We start from the raw sequence: 26622 nt of genomic DNA on the forward strand, positions 1-26622 counted from the left end.
GCTGGTCTCACCGTCCCGACCTAGCACTCACCAGTCGCGAGTGCCAACGTCATTCTTAGCACTCGCCTATGCCGAGTGCAAGGTCGCCCGGTGACGATGCGGCCCGTCATCGCGCGGCGCGCAAACCGTCGACGACGACGTCGGTCACCCGCTCCGCCAGCGCCGGGTTGTACGCCTCCATCGCCTGGCATCCAACCAGGATTGCCTTCACCTCCCGCACGCCGATGTCTTGGCGCGCGGTGCCCGCCTGCTGCGCGGCCCGGAGCAGCTCGCCGAGCACGGCCAGGAACGCGTCCTCGGCCTCGGGCGCGGCGCTGGCGATGTCGATGCCGAACCCGGCCAGCGCGTCGACCAGCCCGCGGTCGGTCGCGCCCCACCGCAACACGATCGAGCGCAGGAAACTGAAGACCGCTTCGCCGGGCCCGTCGGATTCCAGCAGCGCGTACCCGTCGTCGACCAAACGCTGCATCCGGTCCTGGATGACCGCCCGAAACAGCGCTTCCTTCGTCGGAAAGTGGCGGTAGACCGTGCCGGCCCCGACGCCGGCGCGCCGCGCGACCTCATCGATCGGCACCGACAGGCCCTCGGCGGCAAAGGTTTCGTAGGCGACTTCCAGCACCCGGGCGCGGTTGCGCGCCGCATCGGCGCGCAACGGCCGTGTGGGTTGCTCCATCTGTTCACTACCCAATCGGTTGACAAAGCGGGGCGTGCGTTCCGTATAGTGACCAACAACCGGAGCGCTCGCCCCGTTTACCTTACCTAGTTCAGGAGCTCCCCATGGCCAAGTGGACCACCGCCAACATTCCCGACCAGACGGGCCGCGTCACCGTCATCACCGGAGCCAACACGGGCCTCGGCTACGAGACCGCCTTGGCCCTGGCCGGGCACGGCGCCCACGTGGTGCTGGCGGTGCGCAACCTCGACAAGGGCAAGGACGCCGCCGCGCGGATCGCCGCCACGAGCCCCAAGGGCGAGGTCACGCTGCAGGAGCTCGACCTGACGTCGCTGGAGTCCATCCGCGCCGCGGCCGACCAGCTGCGGTCCGGGTACGACCGCATCGACCTGCTGATCAACAACGCCGGGGTGATGTGGACGTCGAAGTCGACCACCAAGGACGGCTTCGAGCTGCAGTTCGGCACCAACCACCTCGGCCACTTCGCGCTCACGGGCCTGCTGCTGGATCGGCTCCTGCCGGTCGCCGGTTCCCGCGTCGTCACGGTCAGCAGCATCGGGCACCGCATCCGCGCCGACATTCACTTCGACGACCTGCAGTGGGAACGCCGCTACAACAGGGTCGCGGCCTACGGGCAGGCCAAGCTCGCCAACCTGCTGTTCACCTACGAATTGCAGCGACGCCTCGCCCCGCACGGAACGACGATCGCCGCGGCCGCCCACCCCGGCGGCTCGAGCACCGAGCTGACCCGGCATCTGCCCGGGCTGCTCGCGCCCGTGTACGGCCTGCTGGAACCGCTGATCGCCCAGGACGCGGCCACCGGCGCGCTGCCGCAACTGCGCGCCGCCACCGACCCCGGCGTTCTCGGCGGGCAGTACTACGGGCCGAACGGCTTCGCCGAAACACGAGGCCACCCCAAGGTCGTGACGTCCAGCGCCAAGTCGCACGACGTCGACCGGCAGCGCCGGTTGTGGGCCGTCTCCGAGGAGCTCACCGGGGTGGTCTATCCCATCGACTGACCGCGACGGGGGCCACACTGGACCCATGTCGATCGTCGTGCCACCGTATCCGCCGCCCCGCTACACCAAGGAGGAGCCGGAGACCAGCGCCTGGCTCAAGCGGGCCGATCAGCCGCCGGACTACGAAACCTCCGGCGTCAAGTACCACTACCTGGCCAATCAGCGGGCCACCGACGGCGACTACGGCCTCTACCGGGTCGACATCGCGCCGGCCGGCGGCGGGCCTCCAGCCCACTTTCACCGCGCGATGTCCGAGGCGTTCTTCGTGTTGTCCGGGACGATGAAGCTCTACGACGGCAACGAGTGGATGGACGGTCGTCAGGGTGACTTCTTGTACGTCCCGCCCGGCGGCATCCATGGTTTCCGCAACGAGGCCGACGAACCGGCATCGATCCTGATGCTCTTCGCCCCCGGCGCCCCACGCGAGGCCTACTTCGAAGGTTTCGGTGCGCTGGCCGACATGACGGATGGCCAACGCAGGGAGTGGTTCATCCGCCACGACAACTTCTTCATCTAGTAGTCAGGTAGCCAGGTCGCCATCGACGTAGCGCTGCAGGTTACCGAGCAAGCCAACGCCTCCTGGGTGATCGGGGCCGACGGCGCCCACAGCACGGTGCGCAAACTGGTCGGCACCAAACTCGCGGGTTCGTTTGTCGGGGAACGCTTTCTGCTCGGGACGTCGACGCCGAGCACTCACTCGACCTGAACTCGATGCACACCTTCTTCGCCTCCGACGGCCCGGTGGTGGTACTGCCGATGCGGGACGGGCGGATACGGTTTCTCGCCGAGGTGCACGACGCGCCCGGCACCCCGCTGAACCCGAAACCGACCCAGCGCGAACTGCAGACGATCCTCGACAAGCGGATCGGCGGTATCCGCCTGGTGCATTCACATCGGCTGACCACCTTCGAGATCCACCACGCGCGGGTGCCTGCCTACCGCTGGGCCCGGGTCTTCCTGGCCGGCGATGCCGCCCACATCCACAGCCTCGCCGGCGGCCAGGGGCATGAACACCGGCATGCAGGACGCGTTCAACCTGGCCTGGAAGCTGGCAGCGGTAATCGACGGCGACGGCGGTGACACGCTGCTGGACAGCTATCAAGCCGAGCGTATCCCCGTCGCCGACAACGTCATCGCGTTCACCGATCGGCTCACCAAGGCCGACACGCTGTCCGATGCACCCCGTCGTATCCGCGACGTGGTGATTCGGATGCTCTCGCATATCCGCGCGGCGCGACGAATGATGGCCGACACGGCGGAAGAGGTCAACATCACGTATCGGAACAGCCCGATCGCCGTGGGGAAACGCCGGCGGCGCGCCAAAGTAGTTGCCGGCGACCATGTTCCAGATGTCATGGACGCAGCGGTGCAGAAGCAACTCAGCGCGGTGCGCGGCGCGCAGAACACGGGTCACGTCGTGGTCACCGTCGCGCGCGGGCAGGTGGCACCGGCCGCGACGAAAGGTCAAGTGCAGGTTCTGGTGACCGCGGAAGACACCCCGGTCGCGGGGTACGACACCGTTATCGCTGCCTCGAACGGCGTTGTGGCACAGCGGTTCAGACTCGGGAACGGCGGGCGCATCGTGATCCGCCCGGACGGCTACCTCGGCGCTGTCGCCGCCCTGGACGACGCGACCACCGTGGCCGACTACTTCGTCAAGATCAGGAGCTGAATACCCATGTACACCTACGACATCGCCACCGCGGACACGTTCACCGACCGTACTGGCCAATTCGAGAAATTCGGCGTCCCGCTCGACGACATCGAGCGGTCCGGACCGCCGTGACAGACATGTGGGCCGACGCGCCCGGCGGCTGGGTTTACGAGTGGTCGAAGCTGGGCGCCGAATACGCCGACCGCGGCGACCACCGCATGGCGTCACTGGCCTACGGCTGCGCGAAGTTCCCCTGCCTGACGGACCAGGCGCGGGTGCGGGCCTTGCAGAACCAGCTCGAGCACTTCCAGTTGGCGGCCAAGGATTTCCAGGTGGCCTTTGAACGTCGCATCATCACAGTGCCCTACCGCGACGGCACCGTCGAGGTGCCCATCCACCTGCATTCCGCCGAAGGCCACTATGCGGCCCGGCCGGTGCTGATCGCCAGTGGGGTGGACACCTGGAAGATGGGCATCCGACCACGTCGATGTGGAGCTGCTTGCCTCGGAGCAGATGTGGCGGTCCCCAATCCCCGACCTGCTGATCGCTGAAACCGCCCGACATCACGGCTTAGGAGTCGTGCATGTCGACGGCGACTACTCCCGCATCGCCGAGGTCCGCCCACTCACCACCCGCCGCCTCGGCTAAACCCGACAACCACGCCAACCCAAAACGGTCGCGTTGGGTCCGCGCACACCGATGCTGAGCCGGGGATTCTGCTTGAACGTGTTTGCCGCATCGCCAATGGGCTTCAGGTGGTTTTGGACCGGAGGTCTCGCGGTGAGTCGCGCAGAGGGCTGAAGTGGCGGAGTAGCGGCCGGTCGAGGAATCCTCGGCACCGGTGCCGGCGGCGCCAGCACCAGAGGTCCGGTGGCAGGCTGGTGGTCTGGTGTGGAAGTTGGGCTGGGTTGAGGCCCAGCGTCGGAAAGCCTTGCGAGGGAAGCGACTGAGCGGTCCGTGACGTGAGTGGAGCCTGTCTCGTCGTTCGACCTTGAGGGGGCCCCGGGTTGGGTGGTTCATGGTGAGGGTCGGTTCTTACGGGTCGGCGAGCTGTACGTACCTGAGAAGAACCTGAGTCGGCGGGACTTTCGGTGGACATTTGCCGATCACTTCAGGAACACGCAGTCCAGCAATCTCTATGAAGTAGATGAGTACCTGGTATACACACTATTCTTGCGTGCTTCAGCAATCTCTATTCGAGGCTTCGATAGTTCAGTTTGAAAGTACCTACCGGTAACAAGCAGGACCCGCACCCACTCCCCACTCAAGATAGCTCCATCCATTGCCATAGGACTGTTTGGCAAGGCATACGGCGAATAACTGAGTTTGCTGCTGTCCACTTCGGAAGCATGTCTCCGACATGTCGTGATGGTCCTAGGCCATCGGACGCAAACCTGAGAAAAAGTGAGATTGCCCCCAACCCTTGCGATCCTCTGATGGACGCGACCCGTGTCGCCGTCCAGGTAGACACCTCCAAGCACTAGTCACCCCCGGGCCCAGCCCGCCGGTGACCATCGCCGTCAATTCCCGCATCAGGTGCGCTGCGGCGGCCACCGCGAGGAGCCATGCCCACCGACGTTTGACCCGCTACACCACCAACCCTGCAGGGATAGGCGCACATACAGCACAATGGCGTCACCCGCGACGGGGCGCGGTCTCCATCAACGTGCAGCCGGGCGTCGACGGGCCAGCGACGTTTGACGATCACGTCAGCGTTGACCAAGACACTTCCTGACAGCAGCGGTCGTGAGACCCACGCTTGGCCAGCCGTGCGCCGTGCGCAGTTGCCCGCTGGACAGAAACGCCACCCAATCTTGGGTGTAGCAGCACCCGCAAGCATTTCAAAAGACCAATAATTTTAGGGTTATTTTCAGCAGATTTTTTTGCTGCCAATTTCCCATCACCGCAGCTCATTAACCATTTAATTGCATAAATTCCTCGATGTAATTCTCAGGTATGTTCACCTCTGTTACCAGCCAGAAATACACGGTGAACCAGATCAAAAACGGCCAGTACCCAGTCTTTTCTTAAGTACGGCCCGGACACCTCGTTTTATCGGTCACGACAGGAAGGCGCCCAGATGAAGCGTAAACAGCACAACATGAGGCGAGACCACCGCTCACGCAACGCCAAGGCCGCTCGTCGTGGCCGTGTCGTCGGCCTGGGTACCGCCGCCGGCGCGTTGCTGACCGCCGTGGGGGCACCGATGGCCGCCGCGCCGCCCGCTCAGGCCGGGGTGCTCGACATGATCATCAACCCCATCATCCAACCAGTGATGGGCGCCGTCGGCACCGCCGCTAACGCGGGCACCACCGCGATCAACGGTATCGGCGCGGGTGCGCTCGCAGGCCTGCATACCGCAGCCCTCGAGGGCATCACCAATAGCCTCAACGCCAGCGCGGCGGCCTTCCAAGGCGTGCATTCGGCCGCCCTGGCCAGCATCACCAACAGCCTCACCGCCAGCGCTGCCGCCTTCAACACCGGCGGCCTGAACGCGGCCCTGGAAGGCCTGCATGCCAGCGCTGCTGCTGCCTTTAGTGGTGGGGGGCTTAGCGCGGCCGCGGCTAATTCTGCGGGGAATGTGCAGCTGAATAACCTCGTGTATGGCGGTTTCAGCAATGTCTACAACATGATCTACACGGCCGGGCAGTCGTGGCTTGTCAGCCCGACCGGTCAGCAAGTGGACGGGATACTCAACGCCCCCTTCCTCTACCTGTTCGGGCGCGACCTGATCGGCAACGGCGTCAACGGATTCAACGGCCCCAACACCACGCTGCTCGGCCAAACCGGACTCTTCGGCAACCTGCAAAGCGGCGGATTCCTGTTCGGCAACGGCGGAACCGGTGCGGCCGGCACCGCCACTAATCCCGCCGGCCTGGCCGGTGGGGCCGCCGGGCTGATCGGCAACGGCGGCAACGGGGGAACAGGCGCGAACATCACCAGCTCGGGGCTCAACCTGAACATCGGGGGCGCCGGCGGTCCCGGCGGCATTCTGATGGGCAACGGCGGCGCCGGTGGCATCGGCGGCGACACTATCGGCCTCTTCGGCGGGGATGGTGGCCAAGGCGGCGCCGGTGGCTTCTTGTTCGGCAACGGTGGCACCGGCGGCGCCGGTAGCCCCGTCGGCACCGCCACAGTCACCGGCGCCGGGGGTACCGGCGGGAACAGCGCCTGGCTGGTCGGCAACGGGGGCCTCGGTGGTAGCGCATCCGGCGGCTCAAAGGGCGGTGCGGGTGGTTTGGGCGGGATGCTCGCCGGCAACGGCGGCACCGGCGGCAACGCTACTACCGCCAAGGTTATCGGCGCCGGCGGCCTCGCCGGGCTCCTCGGCCAAAACGGCTCCCCCGGCAGCGTAAATCCCTAGCCGCTGCTAGACCCTACCGCCTCTCGACGCCGCAGCGTGGAGGCTCCGGACACCTAGATCACCCACAGCAAAGGAAGTAAACGCACATGAAACAGCTAGCAGGCTCTCTGCCCCTCGTCACCGCGGTTGCCGGGGCCCTATCCGCGGGCATGATCGCCCTCACACCGGCGGTCTCCAACGATCTGGCCGCCGACATCCAACACAGCATGACCGATCTGCAGCAACGCGCGGTCGAACTCACCGACTACGTCGCCAACCCCATCCAAACCTGGATCGACACCTTCGAGACGGCGGGTCTCAACCTCCAGTCGATCGCCACACAATTCCAAGCGTACCCTTTCGTGGCATCGCAGCAGATCGCAGCCAACTTTTTGCACTACGGATCCAGCTATGTCGGGTATTATCAAGCGGCCGCAAACGGTGCTGTCGGCTATTATCTCGGGACCATCCCCTACAATGTTAAAACTAATGTCGGCAGTTTCATACCCCGCCTTCAAGGCGCGGTCACTGAGGCGCAAGTGGGTAATATTTCCGGTGCGGTTAGCACGCTTTACCAGGCCCTTTGGAATGAATTTGTCCTTCAGGTCGCGCATCCACTCGAAAGCATTCCCCAAATCATTAATCCCATCACGGCGAACCTCTCGAACGCGAGTAGTTATCTGACGGTTACGGCTATGTCTAATGTTCTTGGAAGCCTTCTCACTAACGTGCCAAATCAGATGGAGCTGGCGCTGGGTGCCGCCCTCCAAAATGTCTACAATTCATTTGCGGCAGGGGATCCAGTGGGTGGTCTGATCAACGCGATTGATGTCCCCGGCGAAGTGATAAACGCAGGCCTCAACGGTAGTCTCAACGCAAAAGGGGTCTACATCAGCGGCCTAATCAGTGAATCGACCCCTAGTTTCCTCTCGTATCTCGCGCTAACGACGCCTCAGGGGCTTGCGTCAAAGATCGTCGCTCCCAACGCCCAGAACATCATGAGTGGCGGCAGCCTCTCGTATGCGTTGGGGTACTTGGGGAACGTGGTGACTACTGGGTTTCCCACCCCACAGATCGTCTTCGACAACCTACTCAACGTCATCCGTACTTATGCGGGTATTCCTAGTGCGGCGGCCGCCGCGGCGGCGAATGGAAGTGGCTTTGCGGCCTTGGCCCCGGCAGCTAGTGCCTTGCCTGGTTTGTCGGCTGGTGTGTTGAAGGCGTTTGATCCGGCGGCGGTGACCAATATTGCGGGGTCGTTGGGTCCGTCGTTGGCGGCGGAGGTGGCGGGGTCGTTGGGGGCGAATCTGGCGGGGTCGTTGGCGACAACCCTGTCGGTCGACCTCTCCAAGGTTGCGCTGCACATCCTGTCGGCGCTGTAAGCCCCACCATTTCGTTGTTGCTGCGGTGGTGTGCCGGCGGCCCGATCAGCGGTCGCCGGCATACGCCCGGGTGTGGGAGGTATCACGAGAAATTGTCAAGACTTGTGGATCGGGGTTTTTCAGGCGACCTCCGTTCCGGTGTGCTGGTCGCTGTCTGAGGACGGTGTCGGTGGGGTGATGTCGGTGGGGCGTTCGAGCAGTTTGCCTTTGTGGAAGACCGCTCCGGCGCGCACCAGGGCGACCAGGTGCGGGGCGTTGACGGCCCGCCAGCGGGCCTGGGCGGCGTCGATCAGCTTGTAGGCCATGGCAATACCCGCCGCGCGTGATCCCGGCCCCTTGGTCACCTTGGTCCGCAGCCGCACCGTGGCGAACGTCGATTCGATCGGATTCGTCGTCCTCAAATGGATCCAGTGTTCGGCCGGGTACTTGTAGAACTCCAGCAAGGTGTCCAGGTCGTCGGTGATCTTGGCGACCGCCTTGGGTACTTGGCGCCGAAGTCGGCCTCGAAGGCCTTGACTGCGACTTGGGCCTTGTCGATGTCCTCGGCGTTGTAGATGTCCTTGAGCGCCGCCAATGCGCTCGGATGCGCTGACTTCGGCAGTGCAGCAAGGACATTGGCCTGCTTGTGAAACCAGCAGCGCTGCTCCTTGGTGGCCGGGAAGACTTCCCGCACGGCCTTCCAGAATCCGAGCGCACCGTCACCGACCGCGAGCACCGGGGCGGCCATCCCGCGGCGGCGGCAATCACGCAGCAGATCAGCCCACGACTCGCCCGACTCCCGATACCCGTCGGTGAGCGCGACGAGTTCCTTGCGGCCATCAGCACGCACACCGATCATCACCAGCAGGCACAGCTTGGTCTGCTCGAGGCGGACCTTGAGGTGGATGCCGTCGACCCACAGGTAGACGTAATCGGTGCCGGACAGATCGCGGCGGCCGAACGCGGCGGCTTCGTCTTGCCACTGCGCGGTCAGGCGGGTGATCGTCGAGGCCGACAACCCGCGCCCGAGCCGAGGAACTGCTCCAGCGCCGAGGTGAAGTCACCGCTGGACAGCCCATGCAAGTACAGCAGCGGCAACACCTCGCTCATCTGCGGAGACTTACGTGCCCACGCGGGCAGGATCGCCGAGGAAAACCGCTGCCGTTCACCCGAATCGGGATCGACACGGCGGTCGTTGACCCGCGGCGCTTTGACCTCGACAGCGCCAGCCGCGGTCAACACCTTACGGGCCTGGTGATAGCCGTTGCGCACCACCAGCCGGCGGCCGTCCCCGTCGCACTGATCGGCGAACTGCTCCACATAAGCAGCGACCTCGGCGGCCAGCGCCGCGGCCAGCATCTGCCGGGCACCATCGCGGACAATCTCATCCAACAACGACCGCCGGCCGGCCTCGTTGCCGTTGGCCTCTACGGCATCGTGAACTACGGTGAGCATGGGCGTACCTTCCCAACCAGCGCGCCAACGCCGGTCTTGATCAGAGCTACTGGACTTTCAGATCATCCTCGGGAAGGTGCGCCCACTTTCACGCCCCCACACCGAGGCTCATCCACAAGTTCTGATCATTGCTCAGGTATCACGATGACCGGGATCTGGTGGGTGGCGCCCGTGTGGTGGTGTGGCGCTAACCCCGTACCACCAGCGGGTATGACCGGTGGTTGCTGATGTCTGTGGGCTGGCGAGAGTGGGATGACGAAGACACCACTGACGAGGTCCTGGGTGCTACAGGTATCTGGCTGATTCCACGAACACGCCCAGTGCTCGCGGAGCCCAGATGCCGAAACGTCACCATCAGCACCGGTCGCGACGCGCGCGCGGATGCTGTCCTGGCCGCGGAGTGTCAGGAGGTGCTGGAGTGGGCCCAAGCACGCATCGACGAACTGATCGGTCTAGCCGAGGCCAAAGAACACTTCACGACATGGCGCACCGCCCTACAAAACAACCACCGTGTCGAGCACGGTGGCGCAGTGACCTCCTGCCGAGAAAACCACATGGTGTTCCTCGGCGCACCGGGCACAGCCAAAAAAACGTTCGCCCGAATCATCGCTGAAGTGCTATTCGGGTTAGGCACCCTCACCCGCCCACAAGTCACCGAGATCACCGCCCACGACATCGTGGTAGACGATCCTTCACACAGCGCCGCCAGAATGAAAACCGTGTGCGACGACGCGCGTGGTGGGGTGTTGTTCCTCGACGACGCCCACCAGTTGGTCCCCCACACCGAAAGCCTCTCCTGGGGTGGGGATGTGATCGCCGCCCTGCAGGCGTGCGTGGCGGATTACCGCGGCGAGCTGGTCGTCATTCTCGCCGGCCACCCCACCCCCATGCGGGAGTTCTTGACGGCTCATGCGGGGCTGGCCGGTCGATTCCCCCACACCGTGGCTTTCACCAGCCCCACCCCCGACGACATCGTGGCTCTCGGGCACCGCTTAGCCGGCAAGGAAAACCTCCACGTCGAAGACACGGCATGGGAACTACTGCGCGCCGAAGCGGCCCGGTTGCGGTCGATCCCCTACGGCCACGGCACGCTGCTCGACGTCGCCGGCAACGCCCACTACGCATGTGACGTGATTCTGACGTGTCGGCGTGCACGACTACGCCGACTACACCGACTCGCACCCCACCGCCGTGACCTCGAACACCTCGTACGCACCAACCCCGGTGTTCTCCACGTCAACACCACCGACATGCAACGCGCCCTCACCGCAACCCACCCACCCACAGGAATATGAATCGACATACTGGCACCCGCCGGCATCGCTAGTGACCATTGCGGACGGACTGGGGTCCTCGCCACAGCCTGTTATGTCGTCACAGCGGCCAGAAGAGTGTGCCGGCTGCTCGCCATCCCCGCGACGCTTTCTCGCATGGTATGAGGACCAGCCGCATCTAAAAAGGCTGCTAGGCAAACCACTTCAGGGCAGGTGACAACGAAGCGATTCGCCGAGGAAGAGCCAGGCTTGGGTGGTTCCCGGTGCAGGGCCGGTCCTTACCGGGCCGGCGAACTGTACGTACCTAAGAAGAACCTGAGCCCACAGGGTTTTCGGTAGACATTTGCCGATCACTTCGGAAACACGCCGTCCAGCAATCCCCAAAAGGTCGCGAAAACACTGGTGAGCATGCACTACCGCGTATGTCAGCAACATCTCTCCGGCGCTGTGATAGTTCAGTGTGAAAGTACCTGCCGGTAACAAGCCCGGCCCGTACCCGCCTCCCACTCACGATAGCTGCACCCATTACTATAAGGTCGTTTGGCACGGAATACAGCGGATAACTGAGTTTGCTATAGCGCGCTTCCTCGGCATGTAGCCGACACGTCGTGATGGACTCATGCCACCAGGAGTAATCTCATCTTTTCTCAGGATTGCCCCGATCGTCGCGATCCTCTGCACGACCCGACCCGTGTCACCGTCCAGGTAGACATTCCCGCGTCAAACATGCTGCGCCGGCCCACACGAAGACAAAGCACCCCACTACCCACACCGTCCAGTAGGGGACACCGAGAAGCGGCAGCCACTCACCTAGACACCAGGGCAAGAACCCCTAATCACGCTGTCCTCAACGACGATCGCCGAAACCCAGCAGATGATCGCCGAGAAACGTCTTCATCCACACCGACGAAATCGCCACACCTCGCCGGCCCGCCGACCCGGCCGCACCCGCCTACCAGACCCTCCCGATCGCAGCCCCCACCCGATAGCGACGTTCCCTTCCCACACCACGAGCCTCGGCATGTAACCCTCAACACGGCCACACTGCCCTCAGATCGACACTCGACGATGCCACCCAGTCGCCGGGTGCGACAGCGCCGCCAAGCATTTTCGAAAGGCCAATAATTTTCGGGGCTATTTTGAGCGGATTCTTTTGCTGCCAATTTCGTCTCACCACAACCAATTATCCAGTGTATTACGCGATTTTCTCGACGTAATTCTTAGGTATGTTCACCTCTGTTACCAGCCAGAAACACACGGTGAACCAGATCAACAACGGCCAGTACCTGGCTTTTTTCTCAAGTACGGCCCGCACACCTCGTTTTATCGGTCATGACAGGAAGGCGCGCAGATGAAGCGTAAACAGCACAGCATGAGGCGAGACCGCCGCAACGCGAAGGCGGCGAGCCGTGGCCGTGTGGTCGGCCTGGGTACGGCCGCGGGTGCGTTGCTGACCGCCACCATGACCCCGGTCATCGCCGCACCCCCGGCGCAGGCGGGGGTGCTGGACCTGATCATCAACCCGATCATCCAACCCATCATGGGCGCCGTCGGCACGGCCGCCGCCGCGGGTACCACCGCGATCAACGGTATCGGCGCGGGTGCACTGGCGGGCCTGCACACCGGTGCCCTCCAGGGCCTCACGAATAGTCTTAATGCGGGTGCGGCGGCTTTCCAGGGTGTGCATTCGGCGGCCCTGGCCAGCATCACCAACAGCCTTAACGCCAGTGCTGCCGCTTTCAATGCCGGCGGCCTGAATGCGGCCCTGGAAGGCCTGCATGCCAGCGCGGCGGCGGCCTTTAGTGGTGGCGGGCTAGACGCGGCGGTCGCCGCGGCGAACTCGCCTAAGGCCGCGCTGAACAACCTGGTGTACGGGGCGTTCAGCAACGTCTACACCATGGTCTATACCGCCGGGCAAACCTGGATCGCCAGCCCCACCGGCCAGCAAGTCGACGGAGTCATCAACGGCCCGTTCGTCGCCCTGTTCGGGCGCGACCTGATCGGCAACGGCGTCAATGGTTTCACCGGCGCCAACACCTCACCGATCGGGGGTATCGGGGCTAATGGCAGCCTCGCCGATGGTGGGTTTTTGTTCGGCAACGGCGGGACCGGGGCCGCCGGCACTGCTTCTAGTCCCACCGGTTTCGCCGGCGGGGCCGCTGGGCTGATCGGCAACGGCGGGGTCGGTGGTGCCGGCTTCAGCACTGCCAGCGGGGTAGGCGGCACCGGTGGTATCGGTGGTGTCGGCGGCATCCTGATGGGCAATGGCGGTGCCGGCGGTGCCGGCGGTGCCGCCGCTACCAATAAAGGCGGTGTCGGTGGTGTCGGCGGTGCCGCCGGCATCCTGTTCGGCAACGGTGGCGCCGGCGGTGTCGGCGGCGCGTCCGGCGTGAGCGCGGTTAAAGGTTTCGATGGCGGGGCTGGCGGGGCCGGCGGTAACGCCGCCTGGCTGATCGGTAACGGCGGCGCCGGGGGTCTTGGCAATAACGGTACAGCCGTTGCGAGCGGCACCGGCGCCGTCGGCAACGGCGGCGCCGGTGGCGCCGGTGGCTTCAGTGGGCTGCTGGCTGGCGTCGGTGGCAGTGGCGGTAACGGCGGTAACGGCGCCGCCGACACCAGCAGAGTTGGTACCGGCGGCATGGGAGGTCTCGGCGGCTACGCCGGGATCCTCGGCTTAAACGGTACGGCTGGCACCCCCGGAGCCCCCGGCTAATACCCCTTGGGCGAAATGGCCTCTGCATGCCCACGACTACCTAGACCACAGACAGCAAAGGAACAACACCCATGCACCAGCGAACAGTCCTTCGACCCCTCATCACCGCGGGCGCCGCGGCAGTCGGCGCCAGCCTGATCGCCCTCACCCCGGCAGTCTCCAACGACGCGGCCTCCGACCTCCAGCGCAGCGTCACCACCGCCCAGTACCGCGCGGTCGAGCTGCTGAGCAGCGACCCCGGGGTCGTCAACCCCATCCAAACCTGGATCAACGTCTTCCAACAAGCGGGCGCCAACCTGCAAACGATTGGAAGCAACATGAGCACTGGGGGCACGATTTTCTTCCCACTGGCCCAGCAGCTGGCCGCGAACTGGATCACCTACGCGAGCATCTACGTCGGCGGCGTCCACAATGCGTACAAGGGCGCCGTCAACGGCGCGTACCAATTCTTCACTAATATGACCGGTTACTCGGTTTACCCCTTGCTTACCGGCGTGATCAGTAGCTTTCACCAAGGTGACTTCATCAACGGTTTCGAGGACCTGTACCGGCTGCTCTGGTTCTCGCCAGTCGCCTCAATATTTCAACCGATGGAATCCATTCCGACCATCCTCGCCTACATGTCGACCAACTTCGCGGCCCTTGGCAACGTCGCTTTTAACGAGCCGAGTCAGCTCAGTGCATCGATCGTGTCAATGCTTGGGGCCTTTTTTGCTATAGGTGTGGGCCAAAGCATCGTCAGTGCCCTTGGCGTCGGTGTTCAGAATGCTTACGACGGGTTCGCCGCTGGTGACCTGCCGGCGGGGGTGAGCAATTTGCTCAATATCCCGGGGATGCTCGCGGGAGCAGTCCTCAACGGATACGATCCCCTGGAAGTCTTGGGCGGCACCGGTATCCTCAGCCCCACCACCTCGTTGACAAAGCCTGGCCTGCTGGACACGTTGGTGGCTTGGATCCCCCAGACACTCGCGTCGGAGATAGTCGTTAATAATCGGGTAGCAGGCACCATCACCACCCCCAACATTTTGCAGGGTGGCAGTCTTGCCAACGCGTTCTCGCAATTGGCGAGCCAGGTAACCACGGGTTGGCCGACCCCGAACATGTGGGTCGATGAGTTGCTCAACGTGTATCAGAGCTTCCTCGGGTTCTTAGGTGGCCAGGTCGGCTTGGGGGGTGCGGCGTTCGCTGCTCCGGCTGGTGTCGCCAGCATTGCCCCGTCGATCGCGGCTAACCTCGGTGGCATAGCTCCGTCGATCGCGGCCGATTTCTCGGGGATTGCTCCGTCGCTCGCGGCGGATCTCTCGGGCATTGCCCCGTCGCTGGCGACGAACCTTGCTGGGACGCTGGCGCCTCAGCTGGGGACACTGGCGGCTCACCTCCTTACGTCGCTGTTCTGAGTTGCAGTGCGGGCCAAACCCGCCCAGCACAGGTGGCAACCACGCGCCAGTGCTAGGCGGGACAGGCCCGATCTGCGTGGGACCCGGTAGCGGAGGTGCCGATGAGCAATGTCAACAGTATGGCCGACCTGGCACTGGCAGAAGACTGGTGCCGACCGGGTGCATATGCGGGTACCGCCCTGGCTTGCGAGCGTCAAGAGGTTCTCGACTGGGCGCAAGCGCGTATCGATGAACTAATCGGTTTAGCCGAGGCCAAAGAACACTTCCAGGTATGGCGCACCGCACTGGAGGCCGGCCGGCACGGTGTCGAACCCGGCGGCGCAATCAGGGAAAACCACCTGGTGTTTCTGGGTGCACCCGGCACGGCGAAAAAGACGTTCGCCCGGGTGATCAGTGAAGTGCTGTTCGGGTGGGACATGATCACGCGCCCGGAGGTCACCGTGGTCAGCGCAGCCGACATCGCCGTGGACGGCCCCTCGGGCAGCGCGACCAGCAGGATGCAGCAGGTCTGCGCCCGCGCACGCGGCGGGGTGCTGTTTATCGACGAGGCCTACCAGCTGGCCCCCGACACCGACGACGACCCCTGTTGGGGGATAGAAGCGATCTACGCCCTGTTGACGTGTATGGCGGCCTACCGCGACGAGCTGGTGGTCATCATGGCCGGCTATGCCCGCCCGATGCGGGACTTCTTGACGGTCCATGCCGGGCTGGCCGCTCGGTTTCCCTTCACCGTGACCTTTGCCAGCTACACCCCGGCCGACATTGTGGGTATCGGGCGCCGCTTCGCCGCTAAGGAACGCCTCGTGGTACACGATGCGGCGTGGGACCTGTTGGGTGAGGAAGTGATTCGATTGCAGTCAATCCCCTACGGCAATGGCACGTTGCTCGATGCCGCCGGCAATGCCCACTATGTCCATGAGGTGATCGGGGCGTGTCAGCGTGCGCGAGTCCGCAGGCTGCATCGGCGTGCACCGAACCGCCGCGACCTCAGACAACTCATGCGCACCGATCCTCGTGTTCTTCAGGTCAACGCCACCGACATGGGGCGCGCGATCACCGCAACACGCCCAGCCACCGCAATATCAGCCTACCAACGCCTATTCCCCAACACCCAAACCCAGGAAACACCAACACCTTCGACAACCGGATAACGCTAATCCACAACACCCGCATGAGAAGCTTCCGTCCTCACACCGGTAAGGCCGGGCGTCTCTCGACAGCTGTTGTCTTCCCCCATTGACGATGCGTCGACCACGCGTCGTGGCGACAGTCAACACAGTCGAACACGTGTGTGACCTGCTGCCATGGAATCAGCGATGGTAAACATTCCGGTGGCTACTCGAATCTGACCTTCCGAGTGCGAGCTGGATGACGAGGTGGCCATACCCGAGCTGGATGACGAGGTGGCCATACCCGAGCTGGATGACGAGGTGGCCATACCTATGAAGAACCTGAGCCCACAGGGTTTTCGGTAGACATTTGCCGATCACTTCGAAAACACACCGTCCAGCAATCCCCGAAAATTTGCGAAAACACTGGTGAGCATGCTGCTACCGCGTATATCAGCAACAGCTCTTCGGCACTGTGATAGTTCAGTGTGAAAGTACCTGCCGGTAACAAGCCCGACCCGTACCCACCCCTCACTCACGATAGCTGCACCCATTACCATTAGGCTATTTGGCACGGAATACAGCGAATAACTCAGTTTGCTGCTGCTGGCTGCGCCAGCATGCATCCGACACATCGTCCTAACCCGATGCCACCAGGAGCCAAACTTACTTTTTCTCAGGATCACCCTCAGCCGTCGCGATTCCTCTGCCCGACCCGACCCCATGTCACCGTCCAGGTAGACACCTCGAACAACACCCGCCACCCCGGCCAGCCCGCAGCGACCATCACCGTCGATTCCCGCGTCAAACACGCTGCGCCGGCCCACACAAAGACAAGACACCCACTACCCACACCGGCCAGTAGGGGACACCGAGAAGCGGCAGCCACTCACCCGGGCACCAGGGCAAGAACCCCTAATTACGCTGTCCTCAAAGACGATCGCTAAGAAACGTCTTCGTCACCGCCGACGAGATTCCCACACCTGGCCGGCCCGCCGACCCGGCCGCACCCGCCTACCAGACCCTCCCGCAGACCCTCCCGATCGCGGCCCCCACCCCGATAGAGACGTTTGCCTTCCCGCGCCACGCGCCTCGGCGGGTGACCGACAACACGACCGCACTACCGCCGGGTTGATACTCGACGATGCCCCCAATCTCGATGGCAGGCAACAAGCAGAAATACCACTAAGCCGTGGGCGGTGGCGGCGTCCGCGAGCATTTCGAAAAGCCAATAATTTTAGAGTCACTTCGAGTGGAGACTTTGCTGCTAATTTCCTTCCACCGCAGCTCAGTATCCATTTCATTGCGCGATTTTCTCGATGTAATTCATAGGTATGTTCACCTCTGTTACCAGCCAGAAACACAGGGTGAACCAGATCAACAACGGCCAGTACCTGGCTTTTTTCTCAAGTACGGCCCGCACACCTCGTTTTATCGGTCATGACAGGAAGGCGCCCAGATGAAGCGTAAACAGCACAGCATGAGGCGGCGGGATCGCCGCAACACCAAGGCGGCGAGCCGTGGCCGTGTGGTCGGCCTGGGTACGGCCGCGGGTGCGTTGCTGACCGCCACCATGACACCGGTGGTTGCCGCACCTTCGGCGCAGGCGGGGGTGCTGGACCTGATCATCAACCCGATCATCCAACCCGTGATGGGCGCCGCCAGCACGGCCGCCGCCGCGGGTACCACCGCGATCAACGGTATCGGCGCGGGAGCGCTCGCGGGCCTTCACACCGGCGCCCTCCAAGGCCTCACCAACAGCCTCAACGCCAGCGCGGCGGCCTTCCAGGGGGTGCATTCGGCCGCCCTGGCCAGCATCACCAACAGCCTCACCGCCAGCGCCGCCGCCTTCAACACCGGCGGCCTGAACGCGGCCCTGGAAGGCCTGCATGCCAGCGCGGCGGCGGCCTTTAGTGGTGGCGGGCTAGACGCGGCGGTCGCTGCGGCGAACTCGCCTAAGGCCGCGCTGAACAACCTGGTGTACGGGGCGTTCAGCAACGTCTACACCATGGTCTATACCGCCGGGCAAACCTGGATCGCCAGCCCCACCGGCCAACAAGTCGACGGAGTGATCAACGGCCCGTTCGTCGCCCTGTTCGGACGCGACCTGATCGGTAACGGTGTCAATGGTTTCACCGGCGCCAACACCTCGCCGATCGGCGGTATCGGGGCTAATGGCAGCCTCGCCGATGGCGGGTTTTTGTTCGGCAACGGCGGGACCGGGGCGGCCGGCACCGCCGCTCACCACACCGGTTTCGCGGGCGGGGCTGCCGGGCTGATCGGCAACGGCGGGGTCGGTGGTGCCGGCTTCAGCAATGCCAGCGGGGTAGGCGGCACCGGTGGTATCGGTGGTGTCGGCGGCATCTTGATGGGCAATGGGGGTGCCGGTGGTGTCGGTGGCTTCGGTTACACCAGCAGTTCAGCCGGTAACGGTGTCGGTGGCGCTGGCGGTGCCGCCGGCATCCTGTTCGGTAACGGCGGTGCCGGCGGTGCCGGCGGCAATGCCGGCCCTGGCGGTTGGTACACCGGTAAGGGCGGTGCCGGCGGTAACGCGGCCTGGCTAGTCGGTAACGGCGGGGCTGGCGGCAACGCCCCCAATGCCCCTAGCGGCGGCGGTGCTTACGGGGGCGGTGGTGCCGGTGGTGCCGGCGGTTTCAGCGGGCTACTGGCCGGCAATGGCGGTGTTGGCGGCAACGGCGGTAGCGCCACTCCCGGCTACGGCTACGCCGGCGGCAAGGGGGGACTCGGTGGTCTCGCCGGGATCCTCGGCCAGATCGGTGCGGCCGGCACAAATGGGACCCACGGCTAATACCCCTGTGAATGTAGTGGGCCTCTGCATGCCTACGACTACCTAGACCACACACAGCAAAGGAACAACACCCATGCACCAGCGAACAGCCCTTCGACCCCTCATCACCGCGGGCGCCGCGGCACTAGGCGCCAGCCTGATCGCCCTCACCCCCGCAGTCTCCAACGACGCGGCCTCCGACCTCCAGCGCAGTGTCACCACCGCTCAGCAGCGCGCGGTCGAGCTGCTGAGCAGCGACCCCGGGGTCGTCAACCCCATCCAAACCTGGATCAACGTCTTCCAACAAGCGGGCGCCAACCTGCAAACGATTGGAAGCAACATGAGCACCGGGGGCAAGATTTTCTTCCCGCTGGCCCAGCAGCTGGCCGCGAACTGGATCACCTACGCGAGCATCTACGTCGGCCAAACGGGGCCGGGCGCGGTTGGTGGCACGTTCGCGAACGCCTACAAGGGCGCCGTCAACGGCGCCTACAACTTCTCCACTAATGCATTCTTTCCTGATCTTGCCACTGCGATTACCGACATGCGGCAAGGTAACTTCATCTCGGGCTTCTCAACCCTTTACAACGCGCTCTGGTACGGGCCGATTTCGCAGATATTTCAACCGATGGAATCCATCCCTACCATCCTCGCCTACATGTCGACCAACTTCGCGGCCCTCGGCAACCTCGCATTTAACGAGCCGAGTGAGCTCAGTTCGTCGATCGTGTCAATGCTGGGTGCCTTTTTTGCCGTAGGTGTGAGTAGCAGCATCTTCGGCGCGCTTGGCAACGGTCTTCAGAACGTTTACGACGCGTTCGCCGCTGGAGACCTACCGGCGGGGGTGACCAATTTCCTCAATATCCCGGGACTACTCGCGGGAGCAATCCTCAACGGATACATGTCCCCAGGTTACTTGAGCGGCACCGGGATCCTTACCCCCACCAGCGGTTTGCTAACACCTGGCCTGTTGAACACGTTGGCGGTCTGGATTCCCCAGACACTCGCGTCGAACATCGTTGTTAACTCTCAGGTGAAAGGCACGATCGCCACACCCAACATTCTGGCAGGTGGCAGTCTGGCTAATGCGTTCTCGCAATTAGCAAGCCAGGTAACCACGGGTTGGCCAACCCCGAACATGTGGTTCAACGGGTTAGTTAATGCGTACCAGACCTTCCTGGCAACGTTGGGCGCGCAGGTCGGCTTGGGGGGTGCGGCGTTCGCCGCTCCGGCCGGGGTGGTGGGGATTGCTCCGTCGCTCGCGGCCAACCTCGGTGGCATTGCCCCGTCGATTGCGGCTGATTTCTCGGGGATTGCTCCGTCGCTCGCGGCGGATCTCTCCGGTCTGGCTCCGTCGCTGGCGACGAACCTTGCTGGGACGTTGGCGCCTCAGCTGGGGACATTGGCGGCTCATCTCCTTACGTCGCTGTTCTGAGTTGCAGTGCGGGTCTGCTCGCCCAGCACCGGTGGCAACCACGCCGGTGCTGGGCGGGTTGGCCCGCCCCCGGGTAGTGCTGCGCGCAAGCGAGGGCTGTGGCGTCGGCGACGACCACCGATATGCCTGATGACCTGTTGGGCGAGATGTTGCGCGCGCCGGGGTGGGTGTCGTGGGGGCAGGCCCGCTGTGTGTGAGACCCGGTAGCGAGGTACCGATGAGCAATGTCAACAGTACGGCGGCGGCCCTGGCACTCACAGAAGACTGGTGCCTGGGCGGTCGCGACGCGTACGCGGGTACCGCGCTGGCCGCCGAGCGTCGGGAGGTGCTGGAGTGGGCGCAAGCGCGTATCGGCGAATTGATCGGTTTGCAAAGCGCTAAAGACCGTTTCGCGGTGTGGCTCGGCCAGCACGATGCCCAGCACCAGGGTGTCGTGGCCTCGTGTTCTGAACACCACATGGTGTTCCTGGGTGCGCCGGGCACAGCGAAAACAACGTTCGCCCGGGTGGTCGCTGAAGTGCTGTTCGGACTCGGTGTAATCACGCGCCCGGAGGTCACCGAGGTCAGCGCCCACGACATCGCCACCGGCAGCCCCTCGCACAGCGCGGCCAGGATGAAGAACGTGTGCGGCCGGGCGCGCGGTGGGGTGTTGTTCCTCGACGAGGCTTACCGGCTGGCCCCCGACACCGAAGACCACTCTTTGGGTGTGGAGGCCATCTACACGCTATTGACGTGCATGGCGGCCTACCGCGACGAGCTCGTCGTCATCCTGGCCGGTCATGCCCGCCCGATGCAGGACTTCCTGGCAGTCCATGCCGGGCTGGGCGTGCAGTTCCCGTTCACCGCGACGTTCACCAGCTACACCCCCAACGACATCGTCGCCATTGGGCGCCACCTAGCCAGCAGGGCACAACTGGTGGTCCAAGACGCCGCGTGGGATCTGCTGCGCACCGAAGCAACACGGCTACGGTCCATCCCCTACGGCCACGGCACACTGCTCGACGTCGCCGGCAACGCCCGCTATGCACGTGAGGTGATCGGGGCGTGTCAGCGTGCGCGGGTCCGCAGACTGCACCGACGTGCGCCCAGCCGCCGCGACCTCAGACAACTCCTGTGCACAGACCCCCGTGTGCTCCACGTCAGCGCTACCGACATGCGGCGCGCGATCGCCGCATCGCTTCCGGCCGCAGCAATATCAGCCTACCGACGCCTATACCCGAGCACCGAAACCCAGGAGCACAACACCTTTCGGCAACCGGACACGACCACCGTTGATCCACCACCCGCCACACCCGAACATGTCGACTCACACGACACCGCGACTCACCGGCAGCGAGGCCGATAATGGCCCAGTGCGGTCAGTCGAAGAACATCAGCGCGTCGTAGCGGAGATGATCCGTGCCCGCCCCGTGGCCACGGTCGCGCTGGCCGAGGCTCAGGGGCTGGTCCTGGCCGAAGACGTGGTCGCCCAGCTGGCGCTGCCCGTCTTCGACAACTCCGCGATGGACGGATACGCGGTACGTGCCGAGGACATATCGAACGCCACACCCGAGCACCCGGTGGCCTTGCCGGTCGCCGAGGACATTCCGGCCGGGCGCACCGATCAATTGACGCTGCAACCCGGAACCGCGCACCGGATCATGACCGGCGCACCGCTGCCGGCCGGAGCGACGGCCATCGTGCCGGTCGAAGACACCGACGGCGGCGTGGAATCGGTAGTCATCCGGCAACACCGCGAGCCGAGCAAGCACATCAGGCGAGCCGGCGAAGACGTGGCAGCGGGCACCACCGTCCTGCGCACGGGCCAGGTCGTGACGCCGGCGGTGCTCGGCCTGGCCGCGGCGCTGGGACTGGCCGGGCTGCCGGTAATCCCGCGCCAGCGGGTGCTGGTGATCTCGACCGGGACGGAGCTGGTGGCGCCGGGCACCCCGCTACGGCCCGGACAGATCTACGAGTCCAACTCGATCATGCTGGCCGGGGCCGTACGTGAGGCAGGCGCGGACGTGATTGCCGTCGCGACCGCCGAAGACGACGTCGCGCAGTTCAGCGCGATCCTCGATCGGCACGCGGCCTCGGAAACCCCAGCGGACCTGATCATCACCAGCGGCGGGGTCAGCGCCGGCGCCTACGAGGTCGTCAAAGACGCCTTCGGCCGCGACGGCGACCAGGGAGTGGAATTCGTCAAGGTGGCAATGCAACCGGGGATGCCGCAAGGCATCGGCCGGGTCGCCGGCACGACGATCGTCACCCTGCCCGGCAACCCGGTCAGCGCGCTGGTGTCGTTCGAGGTGTTCATCCGTCCCGCGCTGCGAAAGGCGATGGGGCTGCCCGATCCGGAGCGCCCGCGCCGGCCGGCGGTGCTCGCCGAATCGCTGACCTCGCCGCGCGGCAAGCGTCAGTTCCGGCGCGCGATACTCGACAGCGAAGCCGGCACCGTCACCAGTTACGGCCCACCGGCCTCACACCATTTGCGGTGGCTGGCGTCGGCGAACGGGCTGTTGGAGATCCCGGAAGACGTCGTCGAGGTGCCGGCCGGCACGCAACTGCAGGTGTGGGACCTGAGCTAAGCTCGCCGCTTCGTAAGATGGCCGGGTGGCACGACGCCCCCGCACCGAAGGACCGAAACACGTCGTGGAGTTGGTGCGCTCCACCGTTCCGCCGGTCCACCCCGCCGGGCTGCCGTTCGTCGCCGCCGGCCTGGGGGTGGCCCTGGCGGGCCGCAAGTTCCGCTGGCTGCGCCGGGCGGGTCTGCTGGCCGCGGGCGCGAGCGCGGCGTTCTTCCGCCACCCCCCGCGGGTGCCACCGAGCCGGCCCGGCGCCGTCGTCGCGCCCGCCGACGGCGTGATCTGCGTGATCGACGCGGCGGCCCCGCCCGCCGAACTCGGCATGGGCGATGCGCCCCTGCCGCGCGTCAGCATCTTCCTGTCGCTGCTGGACGCGCACGTGCAGCGCGCCCCGGTCAGCGGCGAAGTCGTTGCCGCGCAGCACAAGCCGGGCCGCTTCGGCTCGGCCGATCTGGCCGCGGCCAGCACCGAGAACGAGCGCACCAGCCTGCGGATCCGCACCGACGCCGGCGCCGACATCGTCGCCGTGCAGATCGCCGGGCTGCTGGCGCGCCGCATCGTGTGCGACGCACACGTCGGCGACAAGCTGTCGATCGGCGACACCTACGGGCTGATCCGGTTCGGCTCCCGGCTGGACACCTACCTGCCACCGGGCACGGAACCGCTCGTCGAGGTTGGCCAGCGCGCGGTCGCCGGCGAGACCGTGCTGGCCGAGCTGCCATGATCAGCAAGCCCCGCGGCAGGCGCACGGTGAACCTGCAGATCCTGCCCAGCGCGATGACCGTGCTGTCCATCTGCGCGGGGCTGACCTCGATCAAGTTCGCCCTCGAGCACCAGCCCAAGGCCGCGATGGCGCTGATCGCCGCGGCGGCCATCCTGGACGGGCTGGACGGCCGGGTGGCCCGCATCTTGGACGCCCAGTCACGCATGGGCGAGGAAATCGACTCGCTGGCCGACGCGGTGAACTTCGGGGTGACGCCCGCGATCGTGCTCTACGTGACGATGCTGGCCGAGTCGCCGGCCGGCTGGATCGTGGTGCTGCTGTACGCGGTGTGCGTCGTGTTGCGGCTGGCGAGGTACAACACGCTGCAGGACGACGGGACCCAGCCCGCCTACGCGCACGAATTCTTCGTCGGGATGCCCGCGCCGGCGGGCGCGGTGTCGATGATCGGTCTGATCGGGCTCAAACTGCAGTTCGGTGACGGGTGGTGGACGTCGCCGGTGTTCCTGTGCGTCTGGGTGACGGGGACGTCGGTGCTGATGGTCAGCAAGATCCCGATGAGAAAGATGCATGCGGTGGCGGTGCCGCCGAACTGGGCGGCACCGCTGCTGGCGGTCCTGGCGATCTGCGCGGCGGCGGCGGTGCTGGCCCCCTACCTGTTGATCTGGGTGATCATCGTCGCCTACCTGTGCCACGTCCCCTTCGCGGTCCGCAACCAGCGCTGGCTGGCCGCGCACCCCGAGGCGTGGGACGACAAGCCCAAGCAACGGCGCGCCGCGCGGCGCGCGAACCGCCGGGCGCAGCCGAACCGCCGGTCGATGGCGCGGCTGGGGCTGCGCAAGCCGAGCGGGCGCCTGCCATGACGCCCGCCGGCGAGGGTGCCGCGCGCCAGCTCACCCTCACCGCCCGGCTGAACACCTCCGCCGTCGACTCCCGCCGCGGCGTCGTCCGTCTTCATCCGAATGTCGTTGCTGCCCTTGGCATCCGGGAATGGGACGCGGTATCGCTGACCGGGTCGCGGACCACGGCGGCGGTCGCCGGCCTCGCCGGCCCGGACAACCCCGTCGGCACCGCGCTGCTCGACGACGTGACGCTGTCCAACGCCGGACTGCGGGAAGGCACCGCGGTGATCGTCAGCGCTGTCACCGTCTACGGCGCGCGGTCGGTGACGCTGTCCGGCTCATCGATGGCGACCAACTCGATTACGCCGATCACCCTGCGACAGGCCTTGCTCGGCAAGGTGATGACGGTCGGCGACGCCGTGTCGCTGCTGCCGCGCGACCTGGGCCCCGGCACGACGACGTCGCCCGCCACCCGTGCGCTGGCGGCTTCCGTCGGGATCAGCTGGACGTCGGAGCTGCTGACCGTCACGGGCGTGGACCCCGAGGGGCCGGTCAGCGTGCAGCCGAACTCGTTGGTCACCTGGGGCACCGGCGTCGGGACGCCCGCGCGCGAACAGCTCATCACCGGGACCCCGGAGATCCTCGTCGAGGAGCTCAAGGGCACGCAGCCACAGGCCGCCAAGCTCACCGAATGGCTGAAACTCTCGCTCGACGAACCGCACCTGCTGAAGACCTTGGGCGCCGGCGCCAACCTGGGTGTCCTGGTGTCGGGACCGGCCGGCGTCGGCAAGGTGACGCTGGTCCGCGCGGTGTGCGACGGCCGCAGGTTGATCGAGCTGGACGGCCCGGAGGTCGGCGCGCTGGCCGCCGACGACCGGCTGAAAACCGTTGCCTCGGCGGTGAAGAGGGTCCGCGACGGCGGCGGCGTGCTGTTGATCGCCGACGCCGACGCCCTGCTGCCGGCCACCGCCGAGCCGGTGGCCGCCCTGATCCTGGGCGAGCTGCGCGCCGCCGTCGCCACCGAGGGCGTCGCATTGATCGCCACCTCCGCGCGACCCGACCAGCTCGACGCCCGGCTGCGCGCCCCCGACCTGTGCGACCGCGAGCTGGGCCTGCCGCTCCCCGACGCCCCCACCCGCAGGGCGCTGCTGGAGGCGCTGCTCAAACCGGTGCCCACCGGCGATCTCAACATCGAGGAGATCGCCCGTCGCACACCGGCTTTCGTCGTCGCCGACCTGGCCGCGCTGGTCCGTGAGGCCGCGCTGCGGGCGGCGTCCCGCGCCAGCACCGACGGCCGGCCACCGAGGCTGAACCAGGACGATCTCGCCGGGGCGCTGACCGTCATCCGGCCGCTGTCCCGCTCGGCCGGCGAGGAGCTGAGCGTGGGAAGCGTCACCCTCGACGACGTCGGCGACATGGCCGAGGCCAGACGGTCGTTGACCGAGGCGGTGTTGTGGCCGCTGCAGCATCCCGACACGTTCGCCCGGCTGGGCGTCGATCCGCCGCGCGGGGTGCTGCTGTACGGCCCGCCCGGCTGCGGCAAGACGTTCGTGGTCCGCGCGCTGGCCAGCACCGGGCAGCTCAGCGTGCACGCCGTCAAAGGCTCCGAGCTGATGGACAAGTGGGTGGGCAGCAGCGAGCGAGCCGTTCGTGAGCTGTTTCGGCGGGCCCGGGATTCGGCCCCCTCGCTGATGTTCCTCGACGAGGTGGACGCGCTGGCGCCCCGGCGCGGGCAGAGCTTCGACTCCGGCGTGACCGACCGCGTGGTGGCCGCGCTGCTGACCGAACTCGACGGGATCGACCCGCTGCGCGACGTCGTGGTGCTGGGCGCCACCAACCGGCCCGACCTGATCGACCCCGCGCTGCTGCGCCCCGGTCGGCTGGAACGGTTGGTGTTCATCGAACCGCCCGATGCCGCGGCCCGCCACGAAATCCTGCGCACCGCAGGCAAATCCATCCCGCTGAGCGCCGACGTCGACCTCGGCGAGGTGGCCGCCGAACTCGAGGGCTACAGCGCCGCCGACTGCGTGGCGCTGCTGCGGGAGGCCGCGCTCACCGCCATGCGGCGCTCCATCGACGCCGCCGACGTGACGGCCGCCGACCTCGCGGCGGCCCGCAAGACGGTGCGCCCCTCGTTGGATCCGGCGCAGGTGGAGTCGTTGCGCGCGTTCGCCAAAGCTCTTTAGCACCGCCCGCGCCGTCGAGCGTGCATCCAGGCATTTGAGTGTGCGCACGCGGTGGAAGCTAAGCGAAAATCCCGCCCTGAACACACAG

The 26622-nt window shown here is 65.5% G+C and carries 19 protein-coding genes and 3 pseudogenes; 19 read left to right on the forward strand and 3 right to left on the reverse strand.

Features of this window, described 5'->3' with window-relative positions; all coding sequences use genetic code 11:
• Nucleotides 1-106: 106 nt before the first annotated feature.
• On the reverse strand, nucleotides 107-673 hold the full coding sequence (locus G6N25_RS06925) for a TetR/AcrR family transcriptional regulator (protein ID WP_083076761.1): 567 nt from the start codon (nucleotides 671-673) through the stop codon (nucleotides 107-109).
• 104 nt (nucleotides 674-777) lie between these two features.
• On the opposite strand from G6N25_RS06925, the gene G6N25_RS06930 reads away from it, so the two are divergent.
• The 8 genes from G6N25_RS06930 (at nucleotide 778) to G6N25_RS06960 (ending at nucleotide 8071) form a co-directional block, all read left to right on the forward strand.
• A complete protein-coding gene (locus G6N25_RS06930; RefSeq protein ID WP_083076764.1) occupies nucleotides 778-1692 on the forward strand; it encodes an SDR family NAD(P)-dependent oxidoreductase in 915 nt (304 codons plus the stop codon).
• A gap of 25 nt (nucleotides 1693-1717) precedes the next feature.
• Nucleotides 1718-2209 carry a cupin domain-containing protein gene (locus G6N25_RS06935; protein ID WP_083076768.1) on the forward strand — a complete coding sequence of 164 codons (492 nt, stop codon included), beginning with the start codon at nucleotides 1718-1720 and terminating at the stop codon, nucleotides 2207-2209.
• Nucleotides 2210-2242: 33 nt separating this feature from the next.
• Nucleotides 2243-2398 carry an FAD-dependent monooxygenase gene (locus tag G6N25_RS24435; RefSeq protein WP_408632426.1) on the forward strand — a complete coding sequence of 52 codons (156 nt, stop codon included), beginning with the start codon at nucleotides 2243-2245 and terminating at the stop codon, nucleotides 2396-2398.
• Nucleotides 2399-2403: 5 nt separating this feature from the next.
• Complete coding sequence (locus G6N25_RS24440) at nucleotides 2404-2772, forward strand: FAD-dependent monooxygenase (RefSeq protein ID WP_142272837.1); 369 nt, start codon at nucleotides 2404-2406, stop codon at nucleotides 2770-2772.
• Entirely contained in the window at nucleotides 2699-3364 is a 666-nt protein-coding gene (locus tag G6N25_RS24445) for an FAD-dependent monooxygenase (protein WP_264055556.1), read from the forward strand. Before G6N25_RS24440 ends, G6N25_RS24445 begins: the two co-directional genes overlap by 74 nt.
• A 119-nt stretch (nucleotides 3365-3483) precedes the next feature.
• Nucleotides 3484-3897 (forward strand): alpha/beta hydrolase family protein, encoded by a 414-nt coding sequence (locus G6N25_RS06950; protein WP_232065707.1) that lies wholly within the window; start codon nucleotides 3484-3486, stop codon nucleotides 3895-3897.
• Between the two features lie 1529 nt (nucleotides 3898-5426).
• Nucleotides 5427-6710 carry a PGRS repeat-containing protein gene (locus G6N25_RS06955; RefSeq protein WP_142272838.1) on the forward strand — a complete coding sequence of 428 codons (1284 nt, stop codon included), beginning with the start codon at nucleotides 5427-5429 and terminating at the stop codon, nucleotides 6708-6710.
• An 86-nt stretch (nucleotides 6711-6796) separates the two neighbouring features.
• Nucleotides 6797-8071 (forward strand): hypothetical protein, encoded by a 1275-nt coding sequence (locus G6N25_RS06960; protein ID WP_163672386.1) that lies wholly within the window; start codon nucleotides 6797-6799, stop codon nucleotides 8069-8071.
• Between the two features lie 119 nt (nucleotides 8072-8190).
• Here G6N25_RS06960 and G6N25_RS06965 read toward each other — a convergent pair.
• Nucleotides 8191-9068: pseudogene (locus tag G6N25_RS06965) on the reverse strand (IS256 family transposase).
• Nucleotides 9041-9505 carry a transposase gene (locus G6N25_RS24450; RefSeq protein WP_408632422.1) on the reverse strand — a complete coding sequence of 155 codons (465 nt, stop codon included), beginning with the start codon at nucleotides 9503-9505 and terminating at the stop codon, nucleotides 9041-9043. The pseudogene G6N25_RS06965 and the gene G6N25_RS24450 overlap by 28 nt, the downstream one beginning before the upstream one ends.
• Before the next feature lie 227 nt (nucleotides 9506-9732).
• Here G6N25_RS24450 and G6N25_RS06970 point away from each other — a divergent pair, with 227 nt between their 5' ends.
• The 11 genes and pseudogenes from G6N25_RS06970 to G6N25_RS07020 all read left to right on the forward strand — a co-directional run bounded on the left by G6N25_RS06970 (nucleotide 9733) and on the right by G6N25_RS07020 (nucleotide 26534).
• Nucleotides 9733-10800, forward strand: coding sequence for an AAA family ATPase (locus G6N25_RS06970; protein ID WP_163672388.1), 1068 nt, complete (start codon nucleotides 9733-9735; stop codon nucleotides 10798-10800).
• A 1969-nt stretch (nucleotides 10801-12769) separates the two neighbouring features.
• Nucleotides 12770-13471: pseudogene (locus G6N25_RS24455) on the forward strand (PGRS repeat-containing protein); the annotation flags it as partial.
• 92 nt (nucleotides 13472-13563) lie between these two features.
• Nucleotides 13564-14889: a hypothetical protein gene (locus tag G6N25_RS06980; protein WP_083077602.1), complete on the forward strand. Its 1326-nt coding sequence runs from the start codon at nucleotides 13564-13566 to the stop codon at nucleotides 14887-14889.
• Nucleotides 14890-14990: 101 nt separating this feature from the next.
• Complete coding sequence (locus tag G6N25_RS06985; protein ID WP_083077601.1) at nucleotides 14991-16040, forward strand: AAA family ATPase; 1050 nt, start codon at nucleotides 14991-14993, stop codon at nucleotides 16038-16040.
• Nucleotides 16041-18105: 2065 nt separating this feature from the next.
• Nucleotides 18106-18738 (forward strand): annotated as a pseudogene (locus G6N25_RS24565) (PGRS repeat-containing protein); the annotation flags it as partial.
• 142 nt (nucleotides 18739-18880) lie between these two features.
• Entirely contained in the window at nucleotides 18881-20221 is a 1341-nt protein-coding gene (locus tag G6N25_RS06995) for a hypothetical protein (protein WP_163672391.1), read from the forward strand.
• Between the two features lie 217 nt (nucleotides 20222-20438).
• The gene (locus tag G6N25_RS07000) at nucleotides 20439-21566 is read left to right on the forward strand and encodes an AAA family ATPase (protein WP_163672393.1); all 1128 of its coding nucleotides are present in this window, start codon (nucleotides 20439-20441) and stop codon (nucleotides 21564-21566) included.
• Between the two features lie 7 nt (nucleotides 21567-21573).
• A complete protein-coding gene (moeA, locus tag G6N25_RS07005) occupies nucleotides 21574-22788 on the forward strand; it encodes a molybdopterin molybdotransferase MoeA (protein WP_083074230.1) in 1215 nt (404 codons plus the stop codon).
• A gap of 25 nt (nucleotides 22789-22813) precedes the next feature.
• A complete protein-coding gene (locus tag G6N25_RS07010) occupies nucleotides 22814-23509 on the forward strand; it encodes a phosphatidylserine decarboxylase (protein WP_083074229.1) in 696 nt (231 codons plus the stop codon).
• Complete coding sequence (pssA, locus tag G6N25_RS07015; protein ID WP_083074228.1) at nucleotides 23506-24369, forward strand: CDP-diacylglycerol--serine O-phosphatidyltransferase; 864 nt, start codon at nucleotides 23506-23508, stop codon at nucleotides 24367-24369. The genes G6N25_RS07010 and pssA overlap by 4 nt, the downstream gene beginning before the upstream one ends.
• On the forward strand, nucleotides 24366-26534 hold the full coding sequence (locus G6N25_RS07020; protein WP_083074227.1) for an AAA family ATPase: 2169 nt from the start codon (nucleotides 24366-24368) through the stop codon (nucleotides 26532-26534). The genes pssA and G6N25_RS07020 overlap by 4 nt, the downstream gene beginning before the upstream one ends.
• The last annotated feature ends 88 nt before the right edge of the window (nucleotides 26535-26622 follow it).

It is taken from the genome of Mycobacterium heidelbergense (genome assembly GCF_010730745.1).
GTDB classification, from domain to species: domain Bacteria; phylum Actinomycetota; class Actinomycetes; order Mycobacteriales; family Mycobacteriaceae; genus Mycobacterium; species Mycobacterium heidelbergense.